The sequence below is a fragment of the Streptomyces macrolidinus genome, from assembly GCF_023887685.1.
GTDB lineage: Bacteria > Actinomycetota > Actinomycetes > Streptomycetales > Streptomycetaceae > Streptomyces > Streptomyces macrolidinus.
Window position 1 is genome coordinate 1 of the sequence record NZ_JAMWMR010000029.1, and the last position, 22,039, is coordinate 22,039.

The window sequence follows — 22,039 nt, forward strand, 5'->3', positions numbered from 1 at the left end:
GGCCGTTTATCGGAAGTGAATCTTGCACATAGGGTGTCGGCATGTCGCTGAGCCACATAACCCTCTCATCCGGACGTTCGATCGAGCTCACCGAGCTGCGAATGTCTTCGACCTATGGAGGGATGCTGGAGGGCTACCCGTGCAAGCCCATCAACGACATGAAGGTCAGGAGCCTTCAGCGGCAGGCTGAACGTGCGTTTCCCTCCACGCCTGTCCATCTGGTTCCTCCCTCCCGCGAGTACCAGGACCAGACTGCCGGCGCCTTCGGCCCGGTTGAGGTGCTGCCTTCCGTGGCCTGCATCGGCGCCTTCCGCTCGACAGCGGTCGCCGTTGAACTCGACCCGGTGCTGCACCGTTCCGCTCTCACCGTGATCTGGTTCCAGACCGGCGTGGATGTCCGGTCGGGCAAGGATGCCGACCTTGTGCTGCGCAGCATTCGCTGGGAGGAGCTGGCCCAGGACTAGGAGCTCTAGCGACGGATACCGATCACAGCCACTCGTTGATAGCGGCGATCAGGACGGTCGCCTCGTAGCGGACCGCGAGCTTGTCGTATCGCGTGGCGACAGCGCGGTGTCTCTTGAGCGGTTGATCCCGTACTCGACCGCGTGGCACTTGCGGTAGTCGGCCGGGGCGAAATGTGGTGGTCGGCCGCCGCGGAGCCGAGCTTCTGGCGGTTGCGGGCCTGGGCGGCCTTGTCCGGGATGGTGCAGCGGATCCCGCGGCGGCGCAGGTAAGCGCGGTTCTTGCGGGAAGCGTACGCCTTGTCAGCACGCACCCGATTGGGACGGACGCGTGGCCGGCCCGGTCCGATGCGGGGCACGCGGACTTTCCCCAGTACGGGTTCGAACTGCGGCGAGTCTCCGCGCTGCCCGGCTGTGATCACGATCGACATGGGCTTTTGGCCCTGCTCGACGGCCAGGTGCAGCTTGGTGGTGAATCCGCCGTGTGAGCGTCCCAGTCCGTGGTCTCCGGGCTCGGCGAAGACACCGCCCGGCGGTTCCTTCTGCAGGTCGCCCTGCCTTCGGGCTCCGGCCGCGTGCTGGTGGGCGCGGCAGACCGTGGAGTCGACTCTCAGGTCCCACGGGATCGCACCCTTCGCGTCAGCCAGGGACTGGAGCCGGGTGAGGATCCGGTGCCAGGTGCCGTTCCGCTGCCACCGGCGGAAGAGGTCGTAGACCCGGCCCCACGGTCCGTACGCGACGGGGACGTCCCTCCACGGAACACCTGTCCGCGACTCGGAACCGTATGCCGTCGATCAACCGCCGTCGAGATCAGACGGGGCGGCCTCCCCGTCTTCATTCCCTTCGACAGCAACGGCTCCAACACCGCCCACTGCTCGTCCGTGAGATCACCCCGCCCCATGAACTGTGATCATTCACAGCTCAAGATCCACAGAACGGGCAAAGGGGTTGGTGATCACGGATTTGGCGACGTTCTGTGATCGCTGAGGAGGCCTGTGCCTGTGCTGCCGTCATGACTGACCGAACCGCTCTGGGACCAATTCGCTGTCCTGGTGCCCGAGCGGCCGACGTACCACCCGAACCATCCACGTGACTGCCACCGCGATACCCAACCGCGACGACGAGTGGATGCCGCTCGGTGTCTTTGCCCGGCTCGAGTACATCGAGTTGGAGTCCTACGGGCGGGTCGTCCGAGCATGGACAAGCCACCGCTGGGGCGAATGCCCGAACCGCCAACCATGAGCCCACGCCTGTCCACGCGACCGCCAAGTTGGCACACCCGTCCGGGCGGGCGGCTGCCGCCTCAACCGATGTCGTCCGTCATGGTGGCTAGCCTGTCCACCACCGCCTGGTAGTGGGTCAGGCCTCGATCGACCCAGAACTGGGCACTCTCCCGCGCCGTCCTGTCGTAAGTGCCCGGCCGGTCCTCCACTCCCCGGTTCACCATGATGTCGACGAGTTCCGCGAGGTAGTCACCGGACACCTCGTGCTCGTAGTAACCAGTGACGGCGAGCAAGGCGTCCAGAGGATGGCTGTACGGCGCTCCGATGTCGAGCAAGAAGCGGGCCTGGTTCTTCAGTATGCGCAAATCCTCCTCGTAACCGTACGGGAGATGTGTGACGAGTGAGTCCACGCTCACGTTCCTGAGTTCCCGGCTGACCGCTCCCCGCTTCACGAGCCGCCGCACCTCCCCCTCCGGGTACGGTTGCGAGCTGATGGCCAGGTCCAGCAGGGTCTTGCCTGAGGTGTTGACGGCGTTGATATCCGCGCCCGCATCGAGCAGGGGCCACAGGACAGTCCAGTGCTCCTCGCCTTGGACCCGCCGGGAGACGGGGTGCGGCCGACCCTTGCGATCGGCGGCCGCGAACTGTGGCGCGTTTCCGAACGCCAGTTGGGCGCGCGGATCGGCACCCGCCGCCAGCAGCGCGTGGACGGCCTCGACGTCACACGCGGCCACGGCGTGGTGCAGGGGTGTCGCGCCATGTTCATCGAGGGCGTTGACGTCCGCACCGTCGCTGATCAAGGTGCACAGCGCCGTCGGATCTCCCGCAGCAGCGGCCAGCAGCAGAGCGCGGTCGCCCACCTCCGGCGTGCCGGCAGGCTGAAGTTCGAGAATCGCGAAAGCCAGCTCCTGGTTCGGCGGGGCGGCACTGGCGAGCATCACGAACCTCGCCCCAGGCAGATGCGCCGCCACGTGACCCAGGTAGACGTCCTCCTCGAAGTCCTCCCACACGACGTCCATCGGGCCGAAGCCACCGATCAGCAGGTGCGCGACAGCGCGGCGCCGCGGAGAGCGTATGCGTGTCAGGACAGCTGCTCTCTCGCTGCCGCGGTGCGCGTCCGCATGGCCGTCCTCATCGTCCTGCCCTTCCTGCCCGTCCATCCCGCCTTCGTCATCCTCGAAGTCCTCGTCGTCCTCGTCGTCCTCCAGGTCGAGTTCCTCGTCGAGCTCCGCCAGCGTCTCTTCGTCGCAGCCGAGCTCTTCACCGAGCACGTCCAGCGCCTCGTAGAAGGACGCGGCGATCCCGACGACGCCGAAGGAACAGCACTCTTCGTCACCGGCAGCTGCGTCTACCCTGTCGGCGCTCTCAGCCGGGTCGCCGTAGATTTCCGCGAGCTCCGCCGCACCGGAACCACCCCCAGGAACGTAAGTCACGACCAGGAACCGCCCGGAGGTCAGCTCTGGCCGCAGGTTTCCTGACTCGGCGTCCGCAAGGCATTCCAACAACTCGTCGAAGTCCATGCCGGCAGTCTGGCAGTCAGCACTGACACGGCGGCATGTAAGAGGTTGGCCTTCCGGCGTGCCTGGGCGATCAGGCGGAGCTGCGGGCCGTGTGGTAGCGGTCCTTGGTGACGGCGCACGCCCGTGTGATCCAATGGCCACGGAGCCGGGACCTCGCGAAGGGAGCACGAAGGAATGCCGACGGCCATACCCGTGCCCGACAACTGACGCCCGCTGTTCAGGAGTTGGGACGAGATCCGGCACGGCTACCACGCCAGGGACAAGGACGAGACGGTGCGCGACTGCGCTCACCGGCTCGATACGACGGCGCCGGGGCCGGAAGGCGATCCCGTGCTGTTCTGGACACTTGGCCTGCTGTTACTCGCCCCCTACGTGGCCTTCGGCAACCCCGGTCCGGGAGTCGAGGACAAGGTCGTCGCCGTACTGAGACGGGTCGCGCGCGGTGACGACGGCAGGGCATGCGCTCACGGTCGGCATCCGTACGAGGCCGCTGTGGACGATGTGCTCGAGCGCCTACCCGCCGTCCTGGAGGTGCTGAGCTCCCCCGCGAACCAGGCCCTCGACGATCTGTTTCCCGAGGATCTGCTCTTCGAGGCCTGTCTGGACGAACTCGAGGACGAGGAGGCCGAACCCGCGGACCTTTCCGGGCCCGAGATCCTCGCCCGCTGGCAGTGCCCGCGTACCGCACCGGGGTTCGCCCGCGCGGCCCTCGACTACCTGGGCGCAACCGTCCGCTGAGAGCGACGGCTTCTTGGGTACGAGCAGTCGAGCACTCACGTGGCCCCTGCTCCCCGACCTGCGCACGACCACCTTCAGGGCGGGGACGTATCGCCGTACCTCACCGGCTACGTCCGGGCGTACCCCGACAGCGGACGGCGTCATCTCGTGGGCGCGGCGGCGACAGGGAGGTGAACCTCCAGTACGACTGCTGTGCCGGCCACGGTCCGGTCCTCGTACATGCTGATCCGTTGGCCGGTTTCGACGTGCGCCCAGTGAGCGGGAGTGAGGGGAACAAGACGGACAGTGGCTCGGCCGCCCGGCTCCAGGACGGGCATGTCCTCAACCCAGAGTCCAGCGATGCTCACCGAAACACCCCCGGTGGGTGAGAGGTTCCCGATGTCCCACATGGGCCGCAGAACGCCGTGCCCGGAGATCGGTGTCCTGCGTCGCGCCTCCGCGGCCGGACGGAGCGTCAGATCCGCCCGGATCATTCCGTTTCGGATCTCGGAGGATCGCCAGTGGCACCACGCCGCGCTCCGTTCGAGGCCGAGCTGCTCAGCCGCCTCGGCAAGCTGCTCCCAGAACGTCAGAGGCAGCGGCTGCCCGTCCCCGAACTCCTCCAGCAGGCTCAGGGCGATCTGCCATTCGTCGTGGGCCAGGTAGTCCCAGACGTCTCGCACCGAGATGTCGTTCTCGGTAGCGGCCTCTTCCGGGACCAGGAGGGAAGCCGATTCAAGCAACTCGGTGACATCCATGCGGTCATGGTCTACCACACTGTCGTACCGCATCTTTCCCCTCTCGTTCGATGGCAGCAGGCCAGCGGGCTCTTGAAGCGGTAGTCGGACTGTTGGCGGAGATCACTTCTCAGCGGCCGAGGAGACGGTCGAGGACTGCGGTGGCAAGACCCCGTGCGTGTGGGAGAAGTCCGCACGGAGCGGCCAGGCCGGACAACACAGCCAACTCGGCGAGACCGCACACCGACCCGCACGCTGCTCCGGCCGTCTTCTAGGGTCGTCCCCATGATGATCGACACGGGGACCACCGGCTCGCTCTTCGACGGCCTCCGGACGGACGCCCTCACCAGCCCGGACCAGCTACGCGATCTCTACCCCCGACCGAACCCGAACTCGCTCCGCAAGGAAACCGACCGCCTGACCGAACAGACTCGCGCACTGATCGGCTGCTCCTCCCTGGTCTTCATAGGCAGCGCCGACGCCGAAGGCAGAGCGGACGTGACACCGCGCGGCGGCCCGGCCGGCTTCGTCTCCGTGCTGGACGAGCGGACCCTGGTGATCCCCGACGCGACCGGCAACAAGCGACTCGACACCATGCACAACGTGCTCCAGACCGGACGCGTCGGCCTGCTCTTCCTCATCCCGGGCCGCCCGACCACACTGCGCATCAACGGCCGCGCCTGCATCTCGGCCCGCCCGGAGCTGCTCGCACAGCTCACACCCGTCGGCAAGCCGCCCGTCACAGCACTGGTCGTACACGTCGAACAGGCCTACCCACACTGCCCCAAATCGCTCATGCGCGCCCATGCATGGCAGCCGGATGAGTGGGTGCCCACCGACGCGCAGCCGGCCAGCGCCGAAGTGACGCTGGCCCAACTCGACCTGCCGGGCCTGACGGTCGAGCAGATCGAAGAGGCCGAACGGGAGTCGCTGCGCCTGCGTTACGAGTGAACCGGAGTGAACTTCCTTACGGAGCGGGCCTGGTGGAGCGCCTCTCGCGCCGGGGAAGGCATCCGATTTGCGGACCAGGGCCTCCAGGCAACGGTCCTGACGACGGTCACGGACCATTGTGGCCACCACTGCCGCACGGCTCACACGTCACGCGCAGGCAGAGGTCAGTCAGTTCAGACAGGGTCCTGCCGGCTCATCGCGGTGACGAGCGTGGAGGAGATGTGGGCCAGGGCAGGGTCTGCGGCGATGAAGAACGTTTCGACTCCGGCCAGTTCGTGGTTCATGCGGGCCATCGGCATCTCGTAGTCCAGGTCAGGAACGCCACGGACTCCGCGGATGACGACGTCGATCCCGGCTCGGCGGCAGTAGTCGACCAGCAGGCCGCCGGTGTGGGAGTCGACCGTGACGTTGCTCAAGCCGGATGCTGCCGTGCGGAGCCGGTCCAGCCGTTCCGCGACGGGGAACCGGCCAACCTTGCTCGAATTGGACATCACGCACACAACGACCTCGTCGAACAGAAGGGCAGCGCGGCGGAGAACGTCCACATGCCCTTGAGTGACCGGGTCGAAGGATCCTGGGAAGAGGGCTCGCACGATCGGAGAGAGTAACAAACGACCACCCCTGGTAGGGAAGCAAGTGAAGCACTGGACAGCTCACGGTTGCGCTCGGCCTGCCAGTTGGCCGGCCGACCCCAGCCAGGCCCCGTGCGTGGCCGCCTTGTTCTGCTCTGCCTCTTGACGCACCGTTCCGTCACCAACCGTGCCGAGATCGGTCCCGCCCGGCTCAGGACACCGGGCCACGGCCTCCCGACCATGGGAGCATCTGAAGCGCCGTCACATAGGTGGCGAGCGCTTTGACTTGAGCGTGACGTAGCGTTGCCCCTTTGGGGGTGTTCGGAAGAGCACCGCAAGGCATCGTCGTGCCCTCAGTCATGGGGCACCGAGGGGTATTCGGATGAAGCTCTGCTTCCTCGTCGAAGAGCTGTACCGGCATGACAGCATGCCGCTTGACGTGGTCCGGCGACTGACGTCGTGGGGACACCAGGTGGACGTGGTGTGCCCCGGTGGCTCACTACTGCGGATCTCGGAAGAGGTGCGGGCGGGGACCCATGACGCCTGGGTACTCAAGACCGTGTCCGGCGGCCCCGGACTCACCCTGCTGGAGGCCGCTGCGGCCGTGGGCCTGACCACGGTGAACGATGCGCGGTCGATCCGCGCGGTGCGTGACAAGGTCCTCACATCGGTCATCGCGCGCCAGCACGGGCTGCCGGTTCCGGTGACCTATTCGGCACCCAGGGCCACGCTCTTCGCAGATGTCCCCGAGGACCTCTTCCCTCTGGTGGTCAAGCCCGCCGACGGAAGCTCGGGGCGCGGGGTCCGGCTCGTGTCGGACCCCGGGCGGCTGGCGGAGACGGAGCAGGCGGGCGAGGGTCAACTCATCGCGCAGCCCTACGTGTCCAACTCCGGCACCGACCTGAAGGTCTACTGTCTCGCAGGCGAATTCCACGCGACCTTGCGCCGCTCCCCGCTCCACCCCGACGGGCCGCTCAACGAGGGAACCGTCCCCCTGCCCGCCGAAGTCGCCGCGGTGGCGGCGCAGGTGGGCGCGGTCTTCGGCCTCGATCTGTACGGCATCGACGTGGTGCTCGGCCCCGACGGCCCCGTGATCGTCGACATCAACGACTTCCCGAGCTTCCGCCAAGTACCCGACGCCGTAACCCGGTTGGCCGGAGCCGTCCTCGACCTGGCCAGGGCGGGCGGCGCCGCCAGGACGGACGTACTCACCCCTGCTCCGCGCATTCTCACGCAGCCGCGGATCCCCCACGGACTGCCCCATCCGCACCCCGGCCTTGGCCCCGACCCCGAGGCGGGCATGCTGGCAGCCGTACCGGGAGCCGCGCAGCCATGAGAGTGTGCCTGCTGACCGACAAGCCGGACCATCCGCTGCTCGCCGCAACCTCCTCCGCGCTCATAGAGGCGGAGCACCGGGTGACGTTCCTGAACCCGGACGCCGGAACCGGATCCCCGTCGGAACTGGTGACCCCGGACGATCTCGCCGACGTCTACCTCCTCAAGGCCCATACCCCCCGGGCACTCGTGCTGGCCCGGTTCCTCGAGGCACACGGAGCCCGGGTGGTGAACTCCGCCGCCGCGACGGAGCTGTGCCAGGACAGAAGCCGGACGGCCGCCGTGGCGGAAGGCGCCGGCCTTCCGATGCCCAGGACGAGAACCCTGGACGCGCTGTCCGAAGCCCTCCACACAGCGGAGCGGCCGGAGAGCGGCTATCCGATCATGGTCAAGAGCCGCCACAACCGGCGCGCGGACCTGGTCGCCCGCGTCGACGGTCCGGCCGAACTCCGAGCCCTTGCCGTCGAGTGGTCCGACGAACCCGTCGTCCTGCAGGAGTTCGTCGCGAACAGCGGCTGGGACCACAAGCTGTGGGTGATCGCGGGTGAGGTGTTCGCGGGGGTGCGCCCCGCACCCGTGGGCGCCCCGTCAGGCGGCGCGCAGTCCGCGCCACTGATTCGTGATCTGCCGCAGTCCTGGACCCGACTGGCCCTCGACACGGGAGAGGTCTTCGGCCTGGATGTCTACGGTGTCGACGTGCTGGACCGCGAAGGGGCGCCCGTCGTCGTCGACATCAACGCCTTCCCGGGCATCCGCGGGCCGAAGGGCGCGCCGGCGGCACTGGCAGCCCTGGCACTGCGACGCCCCCGGCCCGGCCCTCCCGCCTAGGCAAGGCACCACAACTCCCGCTTCTCAGAAGGGTGGTGGGGGCTGTCTCGGCTAGCCATTGATCAACTACCTTGTGTCGTAGTTGAATCACTGACTTTGAGGGAGCCCCATGTCCACCGCGCAGCAGGTGCCCGACATCCTCTCGCCCGAGTTCGCCGCCGACCCCTACCCGGCGTACCGTCTGATGCGTGATTCTGCGCCCCTCATCTGGCACGAGGCCACACAGAGTTACATCATCTCGCGCTACGACGACGTCGAACGCATCTTCAAGGACAAGGACGGCGAGTTCACCACCGACAACTACGACTGGCAGATCGAGCCCGTACACGGCAAGACGATCCTCCAACTCAGCGGCCGTGAGCACGCCGTGCGTCGGGCCCTCGTCGCGCCCGCCTTCCGGGGCGCGGACCTCAAGGAGAAGTTCCTCCCCGTCATCGAGCGCAACTCGCGCGAACTCATCGACGCCTTCCGGGACTCCGGCTCCGCCGACCTGGTCGACGACTTCGCCACCCGTCTCCCGATCAACGTGATCGCCGACATGCTGGGCCTCGACAAGGGGGACCATGCGCGCTTCCACCGGTGGTACACGTCCGTCATCGCCTTCCTCGGCAATCTCTCGGGTGACCCCGAGGTGGCCGCGGCGGGCGAGCGGACCCGTGTCGAGTTCGCCGAGTACATGCTGCCGATCATCCAGGAACGCCGCGAGAACCTGGGCGACGACCTGCTGTCCACGTTGTGCGCCGCCGAGGTGGACGGTGTGCGGATGAGCGACGAGGACATCAAGGCGTTCTGCAGCCTGCTGCTCGCCGCCGGTGGCGAGACCACCGACAAGGCGATCGCCAGTATCTTCGCGAATCTGCTGCTCCATCCCGACCAGCTCGCCGCCGTCCGCGCGGACCGGGATCTGATCCCGCGGGCCTTCGCCGAGACCCTGCGGTACACCCCGCCCGTCCACATGATCATGCGGCAGTCCGCGACCGAGGTGAAGCTCAGCGGCGGCACCATACCCGCCGGTGTCACCGTCACCTGTCTGATAGGCGCCGCCAACCGCGACGAGAGCCGCTACCGAGACCCCGACCGCTTCGACATCTTCCGCGACGACCTGACCACCACGACCGCCTTCTCCGCCGCCGCCGATCACCTCGCCTTCGCGCTCGGGCGGCACTTCTGTGTGGGCGCGCTGCTCGCGAAGGCGGAGGTCGAGGTCGGCGTCAACCACCTGCTGGACGCCATGCCCGACATGCGCCTCGCCGACGGCTTCGACCCGGTCGAGGAAGGCGTCTTCACCCGCGGACCGCAGCGCCTTCCGGTACGGTTCACGCCCGTGACGGCCGCCTGAGCCGCCCGAACGCGCCTGAACCCGCCTGCTACCAGCACGCCACCGCCGAGGTGATGGGCCCCGTGTCAAGGGGCCCATGTGCGCGCCGCCTCACCACACCCCCGGGTGAGGCGCCCTGCCACGCAACCGGGCGCCTGCCCCACCCGGGTCGTCGGGCACCCGCCCTACTGCACCACCGGCGTGAACCGCACCGGCAGCGCCGTCAGTCCCCGCATCCAGATCGACGGACGCCAGGCCAGCGTCTCCGGGTCCACCGACAGCACCAGGTCGGGCAGCCGCTCCAGCAGCGTCTCGACCGCCGTCCGCGCCATCACGTCCGCCAGCAGCGGTGCCGGGTAGGGGCAGCGGTGCTCGCCGTTGCTGAATGACAGGTGGGCGGCGTTCTCCGCGCCCACGTGCCCCTCCGGCCAGATCTGCGGATCGGTGTTGGCCGCGGCGAGCCCCAGGACCAGGCAGTCGCCCGCACGGATCTGCCGCCCGCCCAGTTGGGTGTCCCGGACGGCCCAGCGCCCGATGAAATTCTGCGTCGGTGTGTCCAGCCACAGCGCCTCATTGAGCGCCTCGCCCACACTGAGCCGGCCGCCCGACACGTTCACCGCGAACCGCTCGTCCGTCAGCAGCAGGCGCAGGGTGTTGCAGATCCAGTTCGCGGTCGGCTGCTGCGCCGCGGCGATCACCGAGATCAGGTCCTGGACGATCTCCTCGTCCGTGAGCCCCGCCGGATCCAGCAGCATGCGCGAGGTGACGTCCGGACCGGGGCGTTCCCGCTTGTCCTTCACGAGCTGCCGCAGCCGCTCGCCCACACGCCCGTACGCCGCCACCGGGTCGTCGCCCTCCGCCGCGTCCAGCGAGATCCGCAGGTCCTCGACGAGTTGCTGGGTGTCGTCACCCGAGGTCGGCATCCCGCACATCTGCACCACGGCCCGCATCGGCAGGGCGTGCACGTATCCGGTCATCAGCTCCGCCTGCCCGCTGCCCGCGAAGCCCGCGATCAGCCGGTCGGCGATGACCTGGCAGTTGCGCGCCAGTTCGAACTGGTCGACGCCCTCCAGTGCCCGAGTGATCACTCCGGCGCGCCGCCGGTGCTCGTCGCCCTCGGTGAACAGCACCGACGGCTGGTAGCCGACGTACGGCAGCAGCGGCCAGTCCGCCGGGATGTTCTCCCACTGGTTCCAGCGCCGGGAGTCCCGCGCGAACAGCTCGTCGTGGCCGGTCACGTACGTGACCTCGGAATAGCCGAGCACCAGCCAGGCCGGGATGTCCCCGTCGAGCAACACCGGTGCGACCGCGCCGTGTTCGCGGCGCAGCGCGCGATAGAGCTGCGACGGCGTCTGCTGGTACTCGAGTCCCGCCAGGCGTACCGCGTCGGGGTGGGCGGGGCAGCCCGGCGGGGCCGGTCGCACCGCAGAGGGGTCGGTCATGGTGTCGCCTCCTGGGCCATCGCCAGTTCGTACAGGTGGTCCACGAGGGTGACCAGCACGTCCTTGCCGGACTGCCGGACCCGCGCGTCGCAGTCGAGCATCGGTACGTGCTCGGGCAGCGCGAGCGCCTGGCGGATCTCCTCCAGGGAGTACCGGTGGGTGTCGTCGTCGAACCGGTTGACGGCCACGACGAACGGCGTCCCGTGGTGCTCCAGCCGGTCTATCGCGTACCAGGAGTCGTTCATCCGGCGCGTGTCCACGAGCACCACGGCACCCAGCGTTCCGGAGAACAGCCTGTCCCACAGGAACCAGAAGCGTTCCTGGCCCGGCGCGCCGAACAGGTACAGCACCATGCGTTCGTTGAGGGTGATCCGCCCGAAGTCGAACGCCACCGTCGTGGTCGTCTTCGTCGCGACCGCGCTGGTCTCGTCGACGCCGACGCCGGCCTGCGTCATCACTTCCTCGGTGTTCAGCGGCCGGATCTCGCTCACCGAGCGGACCAGGGTCGTCTTGCCGACACCGAAACCGCCCACGACGACGATCTTCAGGCCGGTCTCCGCCGCGTCGTCCAGTGGCGTGCGGTGGGAGGGCAGCTCAGAGGTTACGGAGCCCATGGAGCACCTCCTTGAGAAGGGCGGAATCGGGGAGCGAGGCGACGGACTGCGCCGCGCGCGGGTGGCGGGCGGTGATGCGGCCCATGTCGAGCAGGTCGCCGAGCAGGATCCGTACCACCGTGATGGGCAGCTTCAGCTCCGCGGCGATCTCGACGACAGCCGTGGGGTGTTCGCACAGCTCCAGGATCCGGGCGTGCTCCGACTGCATTCCCGCCGTGGGCCGGCACTCACTGACGATCAGGGTGACCAGGTCGAAGGAGCCCTCGGCGTGGCTCCGGCCGGCTGTGACCGTGTAGAGCCGGTCGGGGTCACCTGTGTCCACGGGCCTGCGTGTCACGACGCGGCACTCCCCGGAACGGGCTCTCGGGGCTCGGCGCGCAGGTGCTCGCCGATCTGCTCCACCAGTTCCGTCATCTGATGGCCCACCACGCCGGGGTCGGCGTCCTCCTCGGCGAGGACGGCCAGATGTGCTCCCTCACCGGCCTCCACGATGAACAGCAGGCCGCCGTGGAACTCGGTCATGGACTGCCGGACGCCGCCGCTGCCGTCGCCGAACTCCATGGACGCGCCTTGGGCGAGGGCCTGGATGCCGGAGCAGATCGCCGCGAGTTGGTCGGCCTGGTCGAGCGTCAGGTGTTCGGTCCAGCACAGCTTCAGGCCGTCCCGGGACAGGGCGAGAGCGTGCCGGGTGCCGGGGGTGCGCTCCAGGAGGTTCTGGAGAAGCCAGGTGAGGCTGTTGTCGGTGGTCTGCATGAGGGGTGATGGGACGGTGGTGCGCGGTTGACCGGTCACCGGCCCGTTCCTCCAATCTCAGGAACTCGAGCGGGTAGTGGACGCAGGCGCCCCGGGCGCCGTACGGGAATGAGGGCCGACGTTACGGGGCGACCGGCGGCTCGGACCCGGGCCGGGCATCCGGTTCGGCGGTGCCGCCCGTCTCGGGCCGGGCGTCCGGCTTGGCGATGCCGCCTGCCTCGGAGCGGGCATCCGGCTTGGCCGCGCCGATCGCCGACCGGCGACCGCGGTGGAAGGCGCCGAACCGCGCGCCGGCGTCGCGTGCCGGGCGCTGCTCCCCGGCGCCGCTCTCCGGGCGGTCTTCGTCCGCCGTCCTGGACACCGACCGGCGCTGCTCGCGCTCCCGCTCCGCCTCGGCCATGGTGCGGCCGGGCGCGCGGACGGGCAGGCCGTTCGGTGTGGAGTCGGTGGCGCGCCGGGGCTGTCGCTGCTCGGGCAGCTCCGGCCGGGCGGCGGGCCGCTCCGGTACGCCGGGGCGCGAGGTGGGCTCGGGCGCCGGGGCCGGTGCGGGGGCGGGGGTGGGGTGGTCGGTCGCTGCGCGTGACACCGACTCGCGCTGCTGGGCGAGCAGTTGCGGGGGCAGCAGGACGACGACGCCGGTGCCGCCGCGCGACGAGGGGCGGTAGTTGACGCTGATGCCGTACTTCGCCGCGAGCCGTCCGACCACGGCGAGGCCGAGCCGGGTGCCCTGGAGCGAGGCGAGGTCGGTCATGCGGCCGGACACCGCCTCCTCGGCGTGACGCATGGCCGCGTCGGCCATCTTCAGGCCGCTGTCCTCGATGGTGACGACCATCCCGGCGCTGCGGTCCTCGACGTAGACGTGCACCTCGTCGATGGGCGGGGAGAAGTTCGCGGCGTTGTCCATCAGTTCGGCGAGCAGATGCATGACGCCTTCGGCGGCGAAGCCGGAGATCGCGGCGGTGGTGGAGCAGTGCAGGCGCACCCGCTGGTAGGCGGCGATGCGGCCGACGGCACCGCGCAGGATGCTCTCCATCACGATCGGCTTGTTCCAGGCGCGGCTGGACCGGCCGCCCATGAGCAGCGCGAGCCGGTCGGTCATCAGGCCGAGTTGAGAGGTGCTGTGGTCCAGCTTCAGCAGGTCGCCGAAGACCTCCTCGCCGTGCCGTTCCTGCATGTCCCGCAGGTCGGCGAGCATGCTGACGGACTTGGCCTGGACGCGGCTGAGCGCCTTGGCGGAGGCGGCCTGTCCGGCGGCGGCGCGCCGCTCGCTGCGAGCGAGTTCGCGGATGAACGACTCGGCCGGGATGCGGACCATCGGCAGCCGCGGCAGGTCGAGTTCGGCGAGCACCGTGTCGGCGGACTGGCCCTCGCGCAGTCGGGCGACCGCGGCGAGCAGGGTCTCCTGCGTCAACTGGTCCAGTGCGGCGGCCACCTCGTTCAACTCGCTCCGGGCCTGCTGGCGTTCGCCTTCGAGGGCGACCGCGTGTCGTACGTCTTCCTCGACGGCGGCGGCGAAGGTGTGCACGATCCGGCCCAGCAGCGGGTCGGACGGCAGGGGCACGCTGCTCAGCACGTCGGCCGCGCTCGTGCCGTCCCGTAGCTGCTGGGCCACGGCGGGCAGTGTCACGTTGGCCAGGCTCGTGATCTGTGCCAGCATCTGCGCCGACTGCGCCTTGAGTTGGCCGGTCTCGGAGGTCTGCGCGGCGGCCGTGCGCCGGGCCCGCTGGACGAGCTGGTGGCTGACGACGACGGTGGCGGCCACGCACACCCAGGCGACCGCCGCCACGGCCAGCGCCCAGGTCCGGGCACCGGACGGCGCCAGGGCGACGGCCCCACCACCGGCCGCGGCGCTTACCACCAGCACGGCCAGGGGCGTGGTCGGCGAGGTGCGCGGCGCCTTCGCCGGCCGGTGCTGACTGGGCGGTGCAGGCACTGACATTCCGCGGGTCCCTCGGTCCATGAGATCAGAAGAATCGGGCCGGCCGGCGCACGGCGGCCTCAGGTCGGAGAAGGGGTCGCCACGAGGACGACGATCTTCCGACCCGGTACCCGTTCATGCTAGCCACAGTGCCGCGCGAGAAGATCTGACTGACTGCATAGTGCGCCGACGACTTGAGTTCGTCGTGAACCAACCGGCTGAATGTTCGCCTGTGATAGGAGGAGTGACGCCGCATCAGTCAGGTGACGTACGGGGACAGCTCACCCAATACTGACGGCATGTCACGCCTGACGAACGTCGCCTCCACGTCAACTCCGTACACCAGTAACTGTTTTCAGCCAAACATACGCAGGTCGAAGCGAAACCGGCTCAACTTCCGGGGCTCACGGGCGAGTTGCCGCAGCACACGCAGCGTCGATCGGGAAGGGCGTTCTGGGCATGAACGCCGGCTCCTCGCTCAGCGGTGCGGTGTCGGAGGCAGGGGCTAGGGTGCGTCGCCGTGGACGCTACTGATCTTGACTACCGGGCCCGGACGCAGACTGGCTGTATTCCTCCGCATCTGGTCTCCCGGCTTCTCGAACTCGGCCATGCCGAGGTGGTGGAGAGCTGGGCCGGCCGTGGGGAGTGGTTCTGCGCACAGGAGTGGGCGCGGCTGCTCGGTGAGCGGGGCCGGCAGGCCGAGGCGCCGGCGGTGCTGGACCCGTACCTCGCGACCGGCTGGTGGACGGCCGTCAAGGCCACCGCCGAGCTGCTGGAGCTCTGGGGCCGGGCCGAGGAAGCGATCGCGCTCACCCGTGTCCGGATGGAGGCGGGGCACCCGGTGGCGCTGGAGTTCTACGCCCGGCTGCTCGCCCGCCACGGCCGCGGTGACGAGGCGTTCACCTTGCTGCGGCCACACGTGGACGACTGGTCCCTCGCCAGGGCCTTGGTCGAGGTCTCCGCGGGCGCCCGCCGCGACGAGGAGGCCGCCGTGCTGCTCGCTGCCCGGATCCCGGCCGAGCACCGGTGCGACTCTCCGTGGTGCTGCCGCTCCCTGGACCCCGACCTGGCGATCGGCTTGCTCGCCACGATCCGCGAGCGCCAGGGCCGCGTCGACGAGGCGACAGCCCTGCTGCGCACGCGCGACAAAAGCTCGTTCAACGGCCGTGACCAACTCGCCGACCTGCTGGCCCGGCACGACAGGATCGCGGAACTGCGTGCCTACGCGGCGGAAGACGATCTCGGGCACGCGGTGCAGAGGCTCGCGGAGCTGCTGGAGGAGCGCGGCGACGTGGAAGGCGCGATCGCGGCGTACCGGCAGGCCGACGGATCTTCTCCCCGCCGGCCCCACACGGAGGTGCTGCTCGCGCACCTCCTGGCCCGGCACGGCCGGGGCGACGAGGCGATCGACGTGATGCGCGCGCTGGCCGACGCCCGCAACGGCGACGACTGGATCCTCCATACCTGGAGCACCCTGTGCATGGACCAGAACCGCCCCGAGGACGGCCTGGCCCACCTCGACGCTCTGGCCGCACGCCGCGGCAGGGAGGAAGCGTGGGACCTGTTCTGGATACGGCTGCCGCTGATGGCTGCTTGTGGTCGCGTCGACGAAGCGGTCGAGCGGGCCCGTGCCCACCCCGAGGGCTCCACCTCGTACGCGGCGCCGCACATCGCCGAGCTGCTCGCCGCCGCCGGACGGACCGAGGAGGCCGTCGCGGTCCTCGAACAGCACTCCCCGGCCAACCGCCACGACCTCGCCGACCGTCTGATCAGCCTCGGCCGCGTCGACGACGCCCTGGCCGTCCTCCAGCAGACCAGTCCGCGCCCTCCCGCCGGGGAACCGGTCGGCTCCTGGCACGACGAACCCCCGTTCTGAGGTCCTGCCCGGCACGACCCGTGGGCCGGACAACCTGCCGTGCGCAGTACTCGGTCGGGTGAGCGCGGTACTCGTCGCTGTCGGCGGTGTCAGCGCGCGTCAGACGGCCGGCTTCCGTACGGAGGTCGGCTTGGTGGCGAGAAGCGCGGTGATCTCGTCCGCGAGGTGCGGGCCGAGTCGGCCCCAGCCGTCCTTGTAGCCGTAGACGCTGGCCAGCGTGCGGGCTTCGTAGTCGCCGTTCATGATCTCGATGTCGTCGGCGGTGATGAGTGCCGGGTGGGCGACACCGACAGCCGCCGAGACCTTCATCAGCTCCATGCGCAGGGTGCGCAGGTAGACAGCGGCCCGGGTGGCCTTCGAGGCCGGGTCGAGGCCGCGGGCCAGCCACGGGTTCTGGGTGGCGATGCCGGTGGGGCACTTGTCGGTGTGGCACTTCTGGGACTGGATGCAGCCGATCGACAGCATCGCCTCACGGGCCACGTTGATCATGTCGGCGCCCAGCGCGAAGGCGACCGCGGCGTTCTCGGGCAGGCCCAGCTTGCCGGAGGCGATGAAGGTCAGGTCGTCGGTCAGTCCCAGCTCGGCGAAGGTGCCGTAGACCCGGGAGAAGCCCATCCGGAAGGGCAGCGACACCGAGTCGCTGAAGATCAGCGGCGCCGCCCCGGTGCCGCCCTCGCCGCCGTCGATGGTCACGAAGTCGACGCCACGGTCACCACGCGACATCAGCGTGGCCAGCTCCTGCCAGAAGCCCATCTCCCCCACCGCGCTCTTGATCCCGACCGGCAGACCGGTCTCGGTGGCGAGCAGTTCGACGAAGTCGAGCATCGAGTCGACGTCGCTGAACGCGGTGTGCCGTGACGGGGAGGCGCAGTCCTCGCCGACCGGGATGCCGCGGATCTCGGCGATCTCCGGGGTCACCTTCGCGCCCGGCAGCATCCCGCCCAGACCCGGCTTGGCGCCCTGCGAGAGCTTGATCTCTATCGCCTTGACCGGAGCTCCGGCGACCACGTCCTTGAGCTTGTCGAGGTTGAAGGTGCCGTCCTCGTTGCGGCAGCCGAAGTACGACGTACCGATCTGGAGAACGAGGTCACCACCGTTGCGGTGGTACGGCGAGAGGCCGCCCTCGCCCGTGTTGTGCATCGTGCCGGCCAGCGCCGCGCCCTTGTTGAGCGCCGTGATCGCCGCACCGGAGAGCGATCCGAAGCTCATCGCCGAGATGTTCACCACACTTGCCGGCCGGAAGGCCTTGGCGCGCCCGCGCGGCCCGCCCAGCACCTTCGCCGAGGGCAGCGGGGCCTGCGGGTCGTGCATGTCAGGCAGGACGTCGGTGGCGAAGGTGCGCTGCTTCAGGTAGGCGTGCCCCTGCATGTGCTCGACGTCGTTGTCGGTTCCGAAGCCGAAGTAGTTGTTCTCCCCCTTCGCCGACGCGTAGATCCAGGTGCGCTGGTCACGGCTGAACGGCCGTTCCTCGTCGTTGGAGGTCACGATGTACTGCCGCAGCTCCGGGCCGACCATCTCCAGCAGGTACCGGGCGTGCCCGATCACCGGGAAGTTCCGGAGCAACGCGTGCTTCTTCTGGACAAGGTCACGGGCGGCCACCAGCGCCAGTGCTGTTGCGGTGGCCGTGGCGATGCTCCGGGCGCGCATGTACGGTCCTCTCCTCGATGCTCGACTCCATCGCCAGGCGGTGGACGTCGTCGTGCCGTGTCGGGCGTTGGGCGTTGGGCGTTGGGCGGCGGACATGATCAGCGGGTGTCATCGTTCGCCGGAGAACGCGCAATGATATTAGAGGCCCGCGGGGAGGGGTGGCGGGGCGAGGGCGATCGGGCAGTTGGACCGGCCCCGGATTGTTGATCCTCCGGAGGCGTCACGGGAATCCCGGTTGCCCGCGGTGCGACGCGGAGCGATGATCCTGCTCATGTTGGATGCTGCGTCTACGGGTTCCGGGCTGCGGCCGTATCCCAAGGTCCCCGCGGTCTCCGCGGCCTCCGCGAGAGGAGGGCTTGGTGTGTCCGGGGTCCGGGAGTGGGTCGCGGTGGAGAAGGTGCACGGAGCGCACTTCGCGGTGGTGTGTGACGGCACGGGGGTTCATCCGGCGAAGCGGCGTGAGCCGTTGGACGACGACGCGCTGGACGGCTTCTTCGGCGTGAGCCGAATCTGGCCGGTGGTGTCGGTGGCGGCGGCCCGCTTCGCCTCCGCACTGCGCGGTGTGCGGGGTGACTCCGCGGTGGTGACGATCTACGGTGAGTTGGCCGGTGGACGCTACCCGCACCCGGATGTTCCCGCTGTTGCCGGGGCCGAGCCGGTCCAGACGGGCGTGTGGTACGCGCCGGGCCTGCACTGGCTGCCGTTCGACGCGTCGGTCGAGAAGGCCGAGGGACGCTGCTGGATCTCCGACCGTGCTGTGCGCGAAGCCGCGGCGAGCGCAGGGCTCATCTGCCCTCCCGTACTCGGGTACGGCGCGTTGAACAAGCTCCAGGAGCTGCCTTGTGCTTTCCCTACAAGAGTTCCGGCTCTCTTCGGGCTGCCCGAACTGGCGGACGATCTCGCCGAAGGCTACGTCCTCAAACCGGCCGGTGAGTGGCTGGAGGCGGGTTCCACAGACACGGGCATGCGCCCGGTGGCCAAGGTGAAGCAGCGGGCTTTCGCGGAGGACGAGCGGTTCGACGGAGCACGTCCCTACTTACCACCACCGCAGGGAGCCGCCGGAGTTCCCTCCTGGCTCCTGGCCCATGCCTCGGCACTCCTCACGCCCGCTCGCGCCGCGGCCGTAGTCAGCAAGCTGGGCCCCCGCGCTCCGGTGGATGCCGTGGCCGAGGAGATCACCCGGGATGTTGCGGAAGACCTCGCCGAAGCGTTGGGAGGCCTGGAGGATGCGCTCTTGCGCTCTCTGGAGCAAGCGCTTCTCCAGGGAGCACGGTCCCTGGCGGTGTTCGACGCCAAGGACCGCGTTCCCTCCAGGAGAGGCAAGGAAGGTACGCGGTGACGACAGCAAGCAGTCGCCTCGGGGGCGCGGGCGGGGCTGGTGGCAACTCCTGGACTCGGCGGCCACGTTCACCGGGAGCCCCGGGATCTCGGGCTCCCGTGCGCGCGGCCGTGCGTGGCGTCAGCGTGCGAACTTCTCGATGGCCGCCGGGGTGACGGGGGTGAAGAAGTTGACGAGGTTGCCGTCAGGGTCGCGGAACAGCAGCGACCGGTTGCCCCAGGGCATCGTGGTGGGCTCGGTGACGAAGTCGGTGACGAAACTGGTCAGGTTCTGGTGGACGCGGTCCACGTCGTCGACGAGGAACTCGGTGATCACACTGTGGTTGTCCGCCGGGCGGGCAGAGCCCGGGGCGAACAGCGGGACGGTGCGGGTGCCGGCGATCGCGAGGGTGGCGCCCGTGGTCTTGAGTTCGGCGAAGTCCTCGGTGGCCCACGTCGCCCGCGCCCCTGTGGCTCGCTCGTAGAAGTCGACGAGGCGCGCCACGTCGCTGGTGATGATGCGGATCGAGACGAAGTCCATGGGAATCTCCTTGGCCGTGCTGAAGGTGTGCACGTCGCAGGCTAGGAGGAATAGTGGACAGAATCGGTCCTGTATTCGCGCTAGGCTGCGGATGTGCCTCGACCCACCGGCCGCGTGCTGACACTCCTGGAACTGCTGCAGTCGGGCGGCACCCGGACCGTGGCCGAACTCGCCGACCGGCTCGGCGTCGAAGGGCGCACCGTACGGCGGTATGTGGACCATCTGATCGATCTGGACGTGCCCGTGGAGTCGGTGCGTGGCCGCTACGGCGGGTACCGGCTGGCTCCCGGGTACCGCTTGCCCCCGCTCATGCTCAGCGACGACGAGGCGCTGGCCGTGCTGCTCGGCCTGGTCGCCGGCCGCCGAGCGGGGCTGACGACGGCGGAGCGCACGGCGAGCGAGACGGCGTCGGCGAAGATCCGGCGGGTGCTGCCCCAGCACGTCGCCCGTCGGCTCGACGCGCTGCTGGAAGCTCTCGCCTTCACGGATCAGCCCGGCGAGTTCGACGCGCCGGACGCCGGGGTCCTGCTTCCGATCGCCGATGCGGTGCGCCACCGCCGGCCGGTCTCGATCCGCTACACCGACCGTGACGGACGGCGCAGCGAGCGCACGCTGCACGCGTACGGGATCGTCGCCCATGCGGGCCGGTGGTACGTCACGGGCAAGGACACCGAGGTCGGCGAGGACCGAACCTTCCGGCTCGATCGCATCGCGGACGCGCGGACCCTGCCCGGTTCGTTCGAAGCGCCCGTGGGTCCCGCTCCGGCACAGCGCGTGTTGTCAGGATTCGCCACGGCCGAGTACCGGCACGAGGTGACCCTACGGATCCACGGGACAGTAGAGCAGATCCGCGCCCATCTCCCGGCCGGCGTCGCGAGGCTGGAGGAGTACGAGTCCGCGGCCGAGGAGGACCAGGCGACCGAGCGATGGCTGCGCGTCGAGCTGCGGGCCGAGCGGCTCGACTGGTTGCCTCCGGTACTCGCCGCTCTCGACCGGCCGTTCGTCATCGAGCGCCCCGATGAACTCCGCGACCTCGTCATCGCGTTCGCCGACCGCCTCACGTCCCGTGCCCGCCGAGCCTGACAGCGAGGAGCCCATGTCACGAGATGACAGCCGCTCCGGCTCCGAGACCCGCTTGCCCTCCGGCACATTCAGCCGTGCCGCCAGCGACGACGCAAGCGGGGCGGCGCGAACCCCTCGTTCACAGCGAAGACATGGGCGCGTCGGTTGTCGGACGCGGGGGCTAGGGTCGGCGGCGTACGACCAGCAACAGGAGACCCCATGCCGTCAGGGGCACACACAGCAGGACACCGCTCACGCCCGGTCGACCGGGCCGCGCCCCCTGGCGCCGATCCCGTTCGAGGTCGAGGCGGTCTTTCCGGAGCTGGCGGGTACGGCCCGCGAGGTCACGCTGCTCTACCCCCGGGCCGGGCAGCCGGGCCCAGGTGACAGCTCCATCGGCGGACCACTGCTGTGGCCGGCCGACGAGCCCTGGCCGCTGTGCGCCGAACCGGACCACTACAAGCCGCTCAGCGCGCCCGTCGGGCCCGAGCCGGTCGCGATGGTTCCCGTGGGTCCAGCTGTACGCGCGGGATGTGCCCGGCCTCGAATTCCCCGCCGGTACCGACCTGTTGCAGATCCTGTGGTGCCCGCTCGTTCACATGGACGATGAGTACGCGGCCAACCCCCGGCTCCACTGGCGCAGTTCGACCCTGATGGCCGCCGCCGCTACCGAACGACCGCCCCGCCCGCACACAGCGGAGGAGGACTACCTGCCCCGCCCGTGCACGGTGTCCCCCACACCGGCGGTGGAATACCCCAACTGGGACCTGTCGGAGGAACTCGGCGAACTGCTCGACGAACGGTTCGAGGCCCTGAAGGAGGAACGGGGCTACGACTACTACGAGGTGGCCACCACGCAGCAGAGCAAGGTAGGCGGCTATCCGGGGTGGACCCAGCCGCCCGACTGGCCCGACTGCACGGGCTGCGGCACCCGCATGGAACACCTGCTCAGCGTCACCGCCACAGAACCGGGCATGGGCCGCTGGCTCCCCTTGGACGACCGGGACCCACGCCAGGACGGTGCCGCAGTGCCGTCCTGGCAGGCCGAGGCGAACCGCGCCACCCTCGACACGTTCGGGCACGACATGTGCCTGGGCGACCTCGGCGGCATGTACTTCTTCATCTGCCGCGTCTGCCCCGACACCCCGTACACCCACCGCTACGACTGCTGAGCCCGCCCCAGTCGGCTCGCGCAGAGAGCAATGCG

The 22,039-nt window shown here is 69.4% G+C and carries 20 protein-coding genes and 2 pseudogenes; 11 read left to right on the forward strand and 11 right to left on the reverse strand.

Annotated features, from left to right (window positions below; all coding sequences use genetic code 11):
* The first annotated feature begins 41 nt into the window (after positions 1 to 41).
* Positions 42 to 464 (forward strand): hypothetical protein, encoded by a 423-nt coding sequence (locus NGF19_RS25240; protein WP_252427676.1) that lies wholly within the window; start codon positions 42 to 44, stop codon positions 462 to 464.
* A gap of 22 nt (positions 465 to 486) precedes the next feature.
* Here the strand turns inward: NGF19_RS25240 and NGF19_RS25245 are convergent.
* Positions 487 to 1,362: pseudogene (locus NGF19_RS25245) on the reverse strand (IS5 family transposase).
* A 115-nt stretch (positions 1,363 to 1,477) separates the two neighbouring features.
* On the opposite strand from NGF19_RS25245, the pseudogene NGF19_RS25250 reads away from it, so the two are divergent.
* Positions 1,478 to 1,652 (forward strand): annotated as a pseudogene (locus NGF19_RS25250) (IS5/IS1182 family transposase); the annotation flags it as partial.
* Positions 1,653 to 1,764: 112 nt separating this feature from the next.
* On the opposite strand, the gene NGF19_RS25255 reads toward NGF19_RS25250, so the two are convergent.
* The gene (locus NGF19_RS25255; protein ID WP_252427677.1) at positions 1,765 to 3,204 is read right to left on the reverse strand and encodes an ankyrin repeat domain-containing protein; all 1,440 of its coding nucleotides are present in this window, start codon (positions 3,202 to 3,204) and stop codon (positions 1,765 to 1,767) included.
* 273 nt (positions 3,205 to 3,477) lie between these two features.
* Here NGF19_RS25255 and NGF19_RS25260 point away from each other — a divergent pair, with 273 nt between their 5' ends.
* The gene (locus NGF19_RS25260) at positions 3,478 to 3,942 is read left to right on the forward strand and encodes a hypothetical protein (protein WP_252427679.1); all 465 of its coding nucleotides are present in this window, start codon (positions 3,478 to 3,480) and stop codon (positions 3,940 to 3,942) included.
* Between the two features lie 140 nt (positions 3,943 to 4,082).
* Here the strand turns inward: NGF19_RS25260 and NGF19_RS25265 are convergent, their stop codons facing one another.
* Positions 4,083 to 4,679, reverse strand: a complete 597-nt coding sequence (locus NGF19_RS25265; protein ID WP_252427681.1) for a hypothetical protein — start codon at positions 4,677 to 4,679, stop codon at positions 4,083 to 4,085.
* Positions 4,680 to 4,943: 264 nt separating this feature from the next.
* Here NGF19_RS25265 and NGF19_RS25270 point away from each other — a divergent pair, with 264 nt between their 5' ends.
* Entirely contained in the window at positions 4,944 to 5,609 is a 666-nt protein-coding gene (locus NGF19_RS25270) for a pyridoxamine 5'-phosphate oxidase family protein (RefSeq protein ID WP_252427682.1), read from the forward strand.
* A gap of 173 nt (positions 5,610 to 5,782) precedes the next feature.
* Here NGF19_RS25270 and coaD read toward each other — a convergent pair whose 3' ends face one another.
* A complete protein-coding gene (gene coaD / locus NGF19_RS25275; RefSeq protein WP_308288536.1) occupies positions 5,783 to 6,202 on the reverse strand; it encodes a pantetheine-phosphate adenylyltransferase in 420 nt (139 codons plus the stop codon).
* Positions 6,203 to 6,563: 361 nt separating this feature from the next.
* On the opposite strand from coaD, the gene NGF19_RS25280 reads away from it, so the two are divergent.
* The 3 genes from NGF19_RS25280 to NGF19_RS25290 all read left to right on the forward strand — a co-directional run bounded on the left by NGF19_RS25280 (position 6,564) and on the right by NGF19_RS25290 (position 9,683).
* On the forward strand, positions 6,564 to 7,517 hold the full coding sequence (locus tag NGF19_RS25280; RefSeq protein ID WP_252427684.1) for an ATP-grasp domain-containing protein: 954 nt from the start codon (positions 6,564 to 6,566) through the stop codon (positions 7,515 to 7,517).
* Complete coding sequence (locus tag NGF19_RS25285) at positions 7,514 to 8,344, forward strand: ATP-grasp domain-containing protein (RefSeq protein WP_252427685.1); 831 nt, start codon at positions 7,514 to 7,516, stop codon at positions 8,342 to 8,344. The genes NGF19_RS25280 and NGF19_RS25285 overlap by 4 nt, the downstream gene beginning before the upstream one ends.
* A 109-nt stretch (positions 8,345 to 8,453) precedes the next feature.
* A complete protein-coding gene (locus tag NGF19_RS25290; protein WP_252427687.1) occupies positions 8,454 to 9,683 on the forward strand; it encodes a cytochrome P450 in 1,230 nt (409 codons plus the stop codon).
* Between the two features lie 164 nt (positions 9,684 to 9,847).
* On the opposite strand, the gene NGF19_RS25295 is transcribed toward NGF19_RS25290, so the two are convergent.
* The 5 genes from NGF19_RS25295 to NGF19_RS25315 form a co-directional block, all read right to left on the reverse strand.
* On the reverse strand, positions 9,848 to 11,104 hold the full coding sequence (locus NGF19_RS25295; RefSeq protein ID WP_252427688.1) for a cytochrome P450: 1,257 nt from the start codon (positions 11,102 to 11,104) through the stop codon (positions 9,848 to 9,850).
* Positions 11,101 to 11,718, reverse strand: coding sequence for a GTP-binding protein (locus tag NGF19_RS25300; protein ID WP_252427689.1), 618 nt, complete (start codon positions 11,716 to 11,718; stop codon positions 11,101 to 11,103). Before NGF19_RS25300 ends, NGF19_RS25295 begins: the two co-directional genes overlap by 4 nt.
* On the reverse strand, positions 11,699 to 12,055 hold the full coding sequence (locus NGF19_RS25305) for a DUF742 domain-containing protein (protein ID WP_252427690.1): 357 nt from the start codon (positions 12,053 to 12,055) through the stop codon (positions 11,699 to 11,701). Before NGF19_RS25305 ends, NGF19_RS25300 begins: the two co-directional genes overlap by 20 nt.
* Entirely contained in the window at positions 12,052 to 12,471 is a 420-nt protein-coding gene (locus tag NGF19_RS25310; protein WP_252427691.1) for a roadblock/LC7 domain-containing protein, read from the reverse strand. Before NGF19_RS25310 ends, NGF19_RS25305 begins: the two co-directional genes overlap by 4 nt.
* 121 nt (positions 12,472 to 12,592) lie before the next feature.
* Positions 12,593 to 14,410, reverse strand: coding sequence for a sensor histidine kinase (locus NGF19_RS25315; protein ID WP_252427692.1), 1,818 nt, complete (start codon positions 14,408 to 14,410; stop codon positions 12,593 to 12,595).
* A gap of 499 nt (positions 14,411 to 14,909) precedes the next feature.
* Between NGF19_RS25315 and NGF19_RS25320 the strand changes: the two genes are divergently transcribed.
* Positions 14,910 to 16,265 carry a tetratricopeptide repeat protein gene (locus tag NGF19_RS25320; RefSeq protein WP_252427694.1) on the forward strand — a complete coding sequence of 452 codons (1,356 nt, stop codon included), beginning with the start codon at positions 14,910 to 14,912 and terminating at the stop codon, positions 16,263 to 16,265.
* A gap of 99 nt (positions 16,266 to 16,364) precedes the next feature.
* Here NGF19_RS25320 and NGF19_RS25325 read toward each other — a convergent pair whose 3' ends face one another.
* The gene (locus NGF19_RS25325; protein WP_252427696.1) at positions 16,365 to 17,912 is read right to left on the reverse strand and encodes an FMN-binding glutamate synthase family protein; all 1,548 of its coding nucleotides are present in this window, start codon (positions 17,910 to 17,912) and stop codon (positions 16,365 to 16,367) included.
* A 361-nt stretch (positions 17,913 to 18,273) separates the two neighbouring features.
* Between NGF19_RS25325 and NGF19_RS25330 the strand changes: the two genes are divergently transcribed.
* Positions 18,274 to 19,251, forward strand: coding sequence for an RNA ligase family protein (locus tag NGF19_RS25330; protein WP_252427697.1), 978 nt, complete (start codon positions 18,274 to 18,276; stop codon positions 19,249 to 19,251).
* A gap of 120 nt (positions 19,252 to 19,371) precedes the next feature.
* Here the strand turns inward: NGF19_RS25330 and NGF19_RS25335 are convergent, their stop codons facing one another.
* Positions 19,372 to 19,770, reverse strand: a complete 399-nt coding sequence (locus tag NGF19_RS25335; protein WP_252427699.1) for a VOC family protein — start codon at positions 19,768 to 19,770, stop codon at positions 19,372 to 19,374.
* Positions 19,771 to 19,863: 93 nt separating this feature from the next.
* Between NGF19_RS25335 and NGF19_RS25340 the strand changes: the two genes are divergently transcribed.
* Entirely contained in the window at positions 19,864 to 20,853 is a 990-nt protein-coding gene (locus NGF19_RS25340; protein ID WP_252427700.1) for a helix-turn-helix transcriptional regulator, read from the forward strand.
* 578 nt (positions 20,854 to 21,431) lie between these two features.
* On the forward strand, positions 21,432 to 22,004 hold the full coding sequence (locus NGF19_RS25345; protein WP_252427702.1) for a hypothetical protein: 573 nt from the start codon (positions 21,432 to 21,434) through the stop codon (positions 22,002 to 22,004).
* The last annotated feature ends 35 nt before the right edge of the window (positions 22,005 to 22,039 follow it).

What these genes read in the sequence shown, in the direction of transcription:
- NGF19_RS25280 (WP_252427684.1), top strand. Translation starts at nt 6,564, where the DNA reads ATGAAGCTCTGCTTCCTCGTCGAAGAGCTGTACCGGCATGACAGCATG.
- NGF19_RS25300 (WP_252427689.1), bottom strand. Translation starts at nt 11,718, where the DNA reads ATGGGCTCCGTAACCTCTGAGCTGCCCTCCCACCGCACGCCACTGGAC.
- NGF19_RS25270 (WP_252427682.1), top strand. Translation starts at nt 4,944, where the DNA reads ATGATGATCGACACGGGGACCACCGGCTCGCTCTTCGACGGCCTCCGG.
- NGF19_RS25285 (WP_252427685.1), top strand. Translation starts at nt 7,514, where the DNA reads ATGAGAGTGTGCCTGCTGACCGACAAGCCGGACCATCCGCTGCTCGCC.
- NGF19_RS25345 (WP_252427702.1), top strand. Translation starts at nt 21,432, where the DNA reads ATGGACGATGAGTACGCGGCCAACCCCCGGCTCCACTGGCGCAGTTCG.
- NGF19_RS25310 (WP_252427691.1), bottom strand. Translation starts at nt 12,471, where the DNA reads ATGCAGACCACCGACAACAGCCTCACCTGGCTTCTCCAGAACCTCCTG.
- NGF19_RS25325 (WP_252427696.1), bottom strand. Translation starts at nt 17,912, where the DNA reads ATGCGCGCCCGGAGCATCGCCACGGCCACCGCAACAGCACTGGCGCTG.
- NGF19_RS25315 (WP_252427692.1), bottom strand. Translation starts at nt 14,410, where the DNA reads ATGTCAGTGCCTGCACCGCCCAGTCAGCACCGGCCGGCGAAGGCGCCG.
- NGF19_RS25335 (WP_252427699.1), bottom strand. Translation starts at nt 19,770, where the DNA reads ATGGACTTCGTCTCGATCCGCATCATCACCAGCGACGTGGCGCGCCTC.
- NGF19_RS25265 (WP_252427681.1), bottom strand. Translation starts at nt 4,679, where the DNA reads ATGGATGTCACCGAGTTGCTTGAATCGGCTTCCCTCCTGGTCCCGGAA.
- NGF19_RS25290 (WP_252427687.1), top strand. Translation starts at nt 8,454, where the DNA reads ATGTCCACCGCGCAGCAGGTGCCCGACATCCTCTCGCCCGAGTTCGCC.
- NGF19_RS25255 (WP_252427677.1), bottom strand. Translation starts at nt 3,204, where the DNA reads ATGGACTTCGACGAGTTGTTGGAATGCCTTGCGGACGCCGAGTCAGGA.
- NGF19_RS25240 (WP_252427676.1), top strand. Translation starts at nt 42, where the DNA reads ATGTCGCTGAGCCACATAACCCTCTCATCCGGACGTTCGATCGAGCTC.
- NGF19_RS25295 (WP_252427688.1), bottom strand. Translation starts at nt 11,104, where the DNA reads ATGACCGACCCCTCTGCGGTGCGACCGGCCCCGCCGGGCTGCCCCGCC.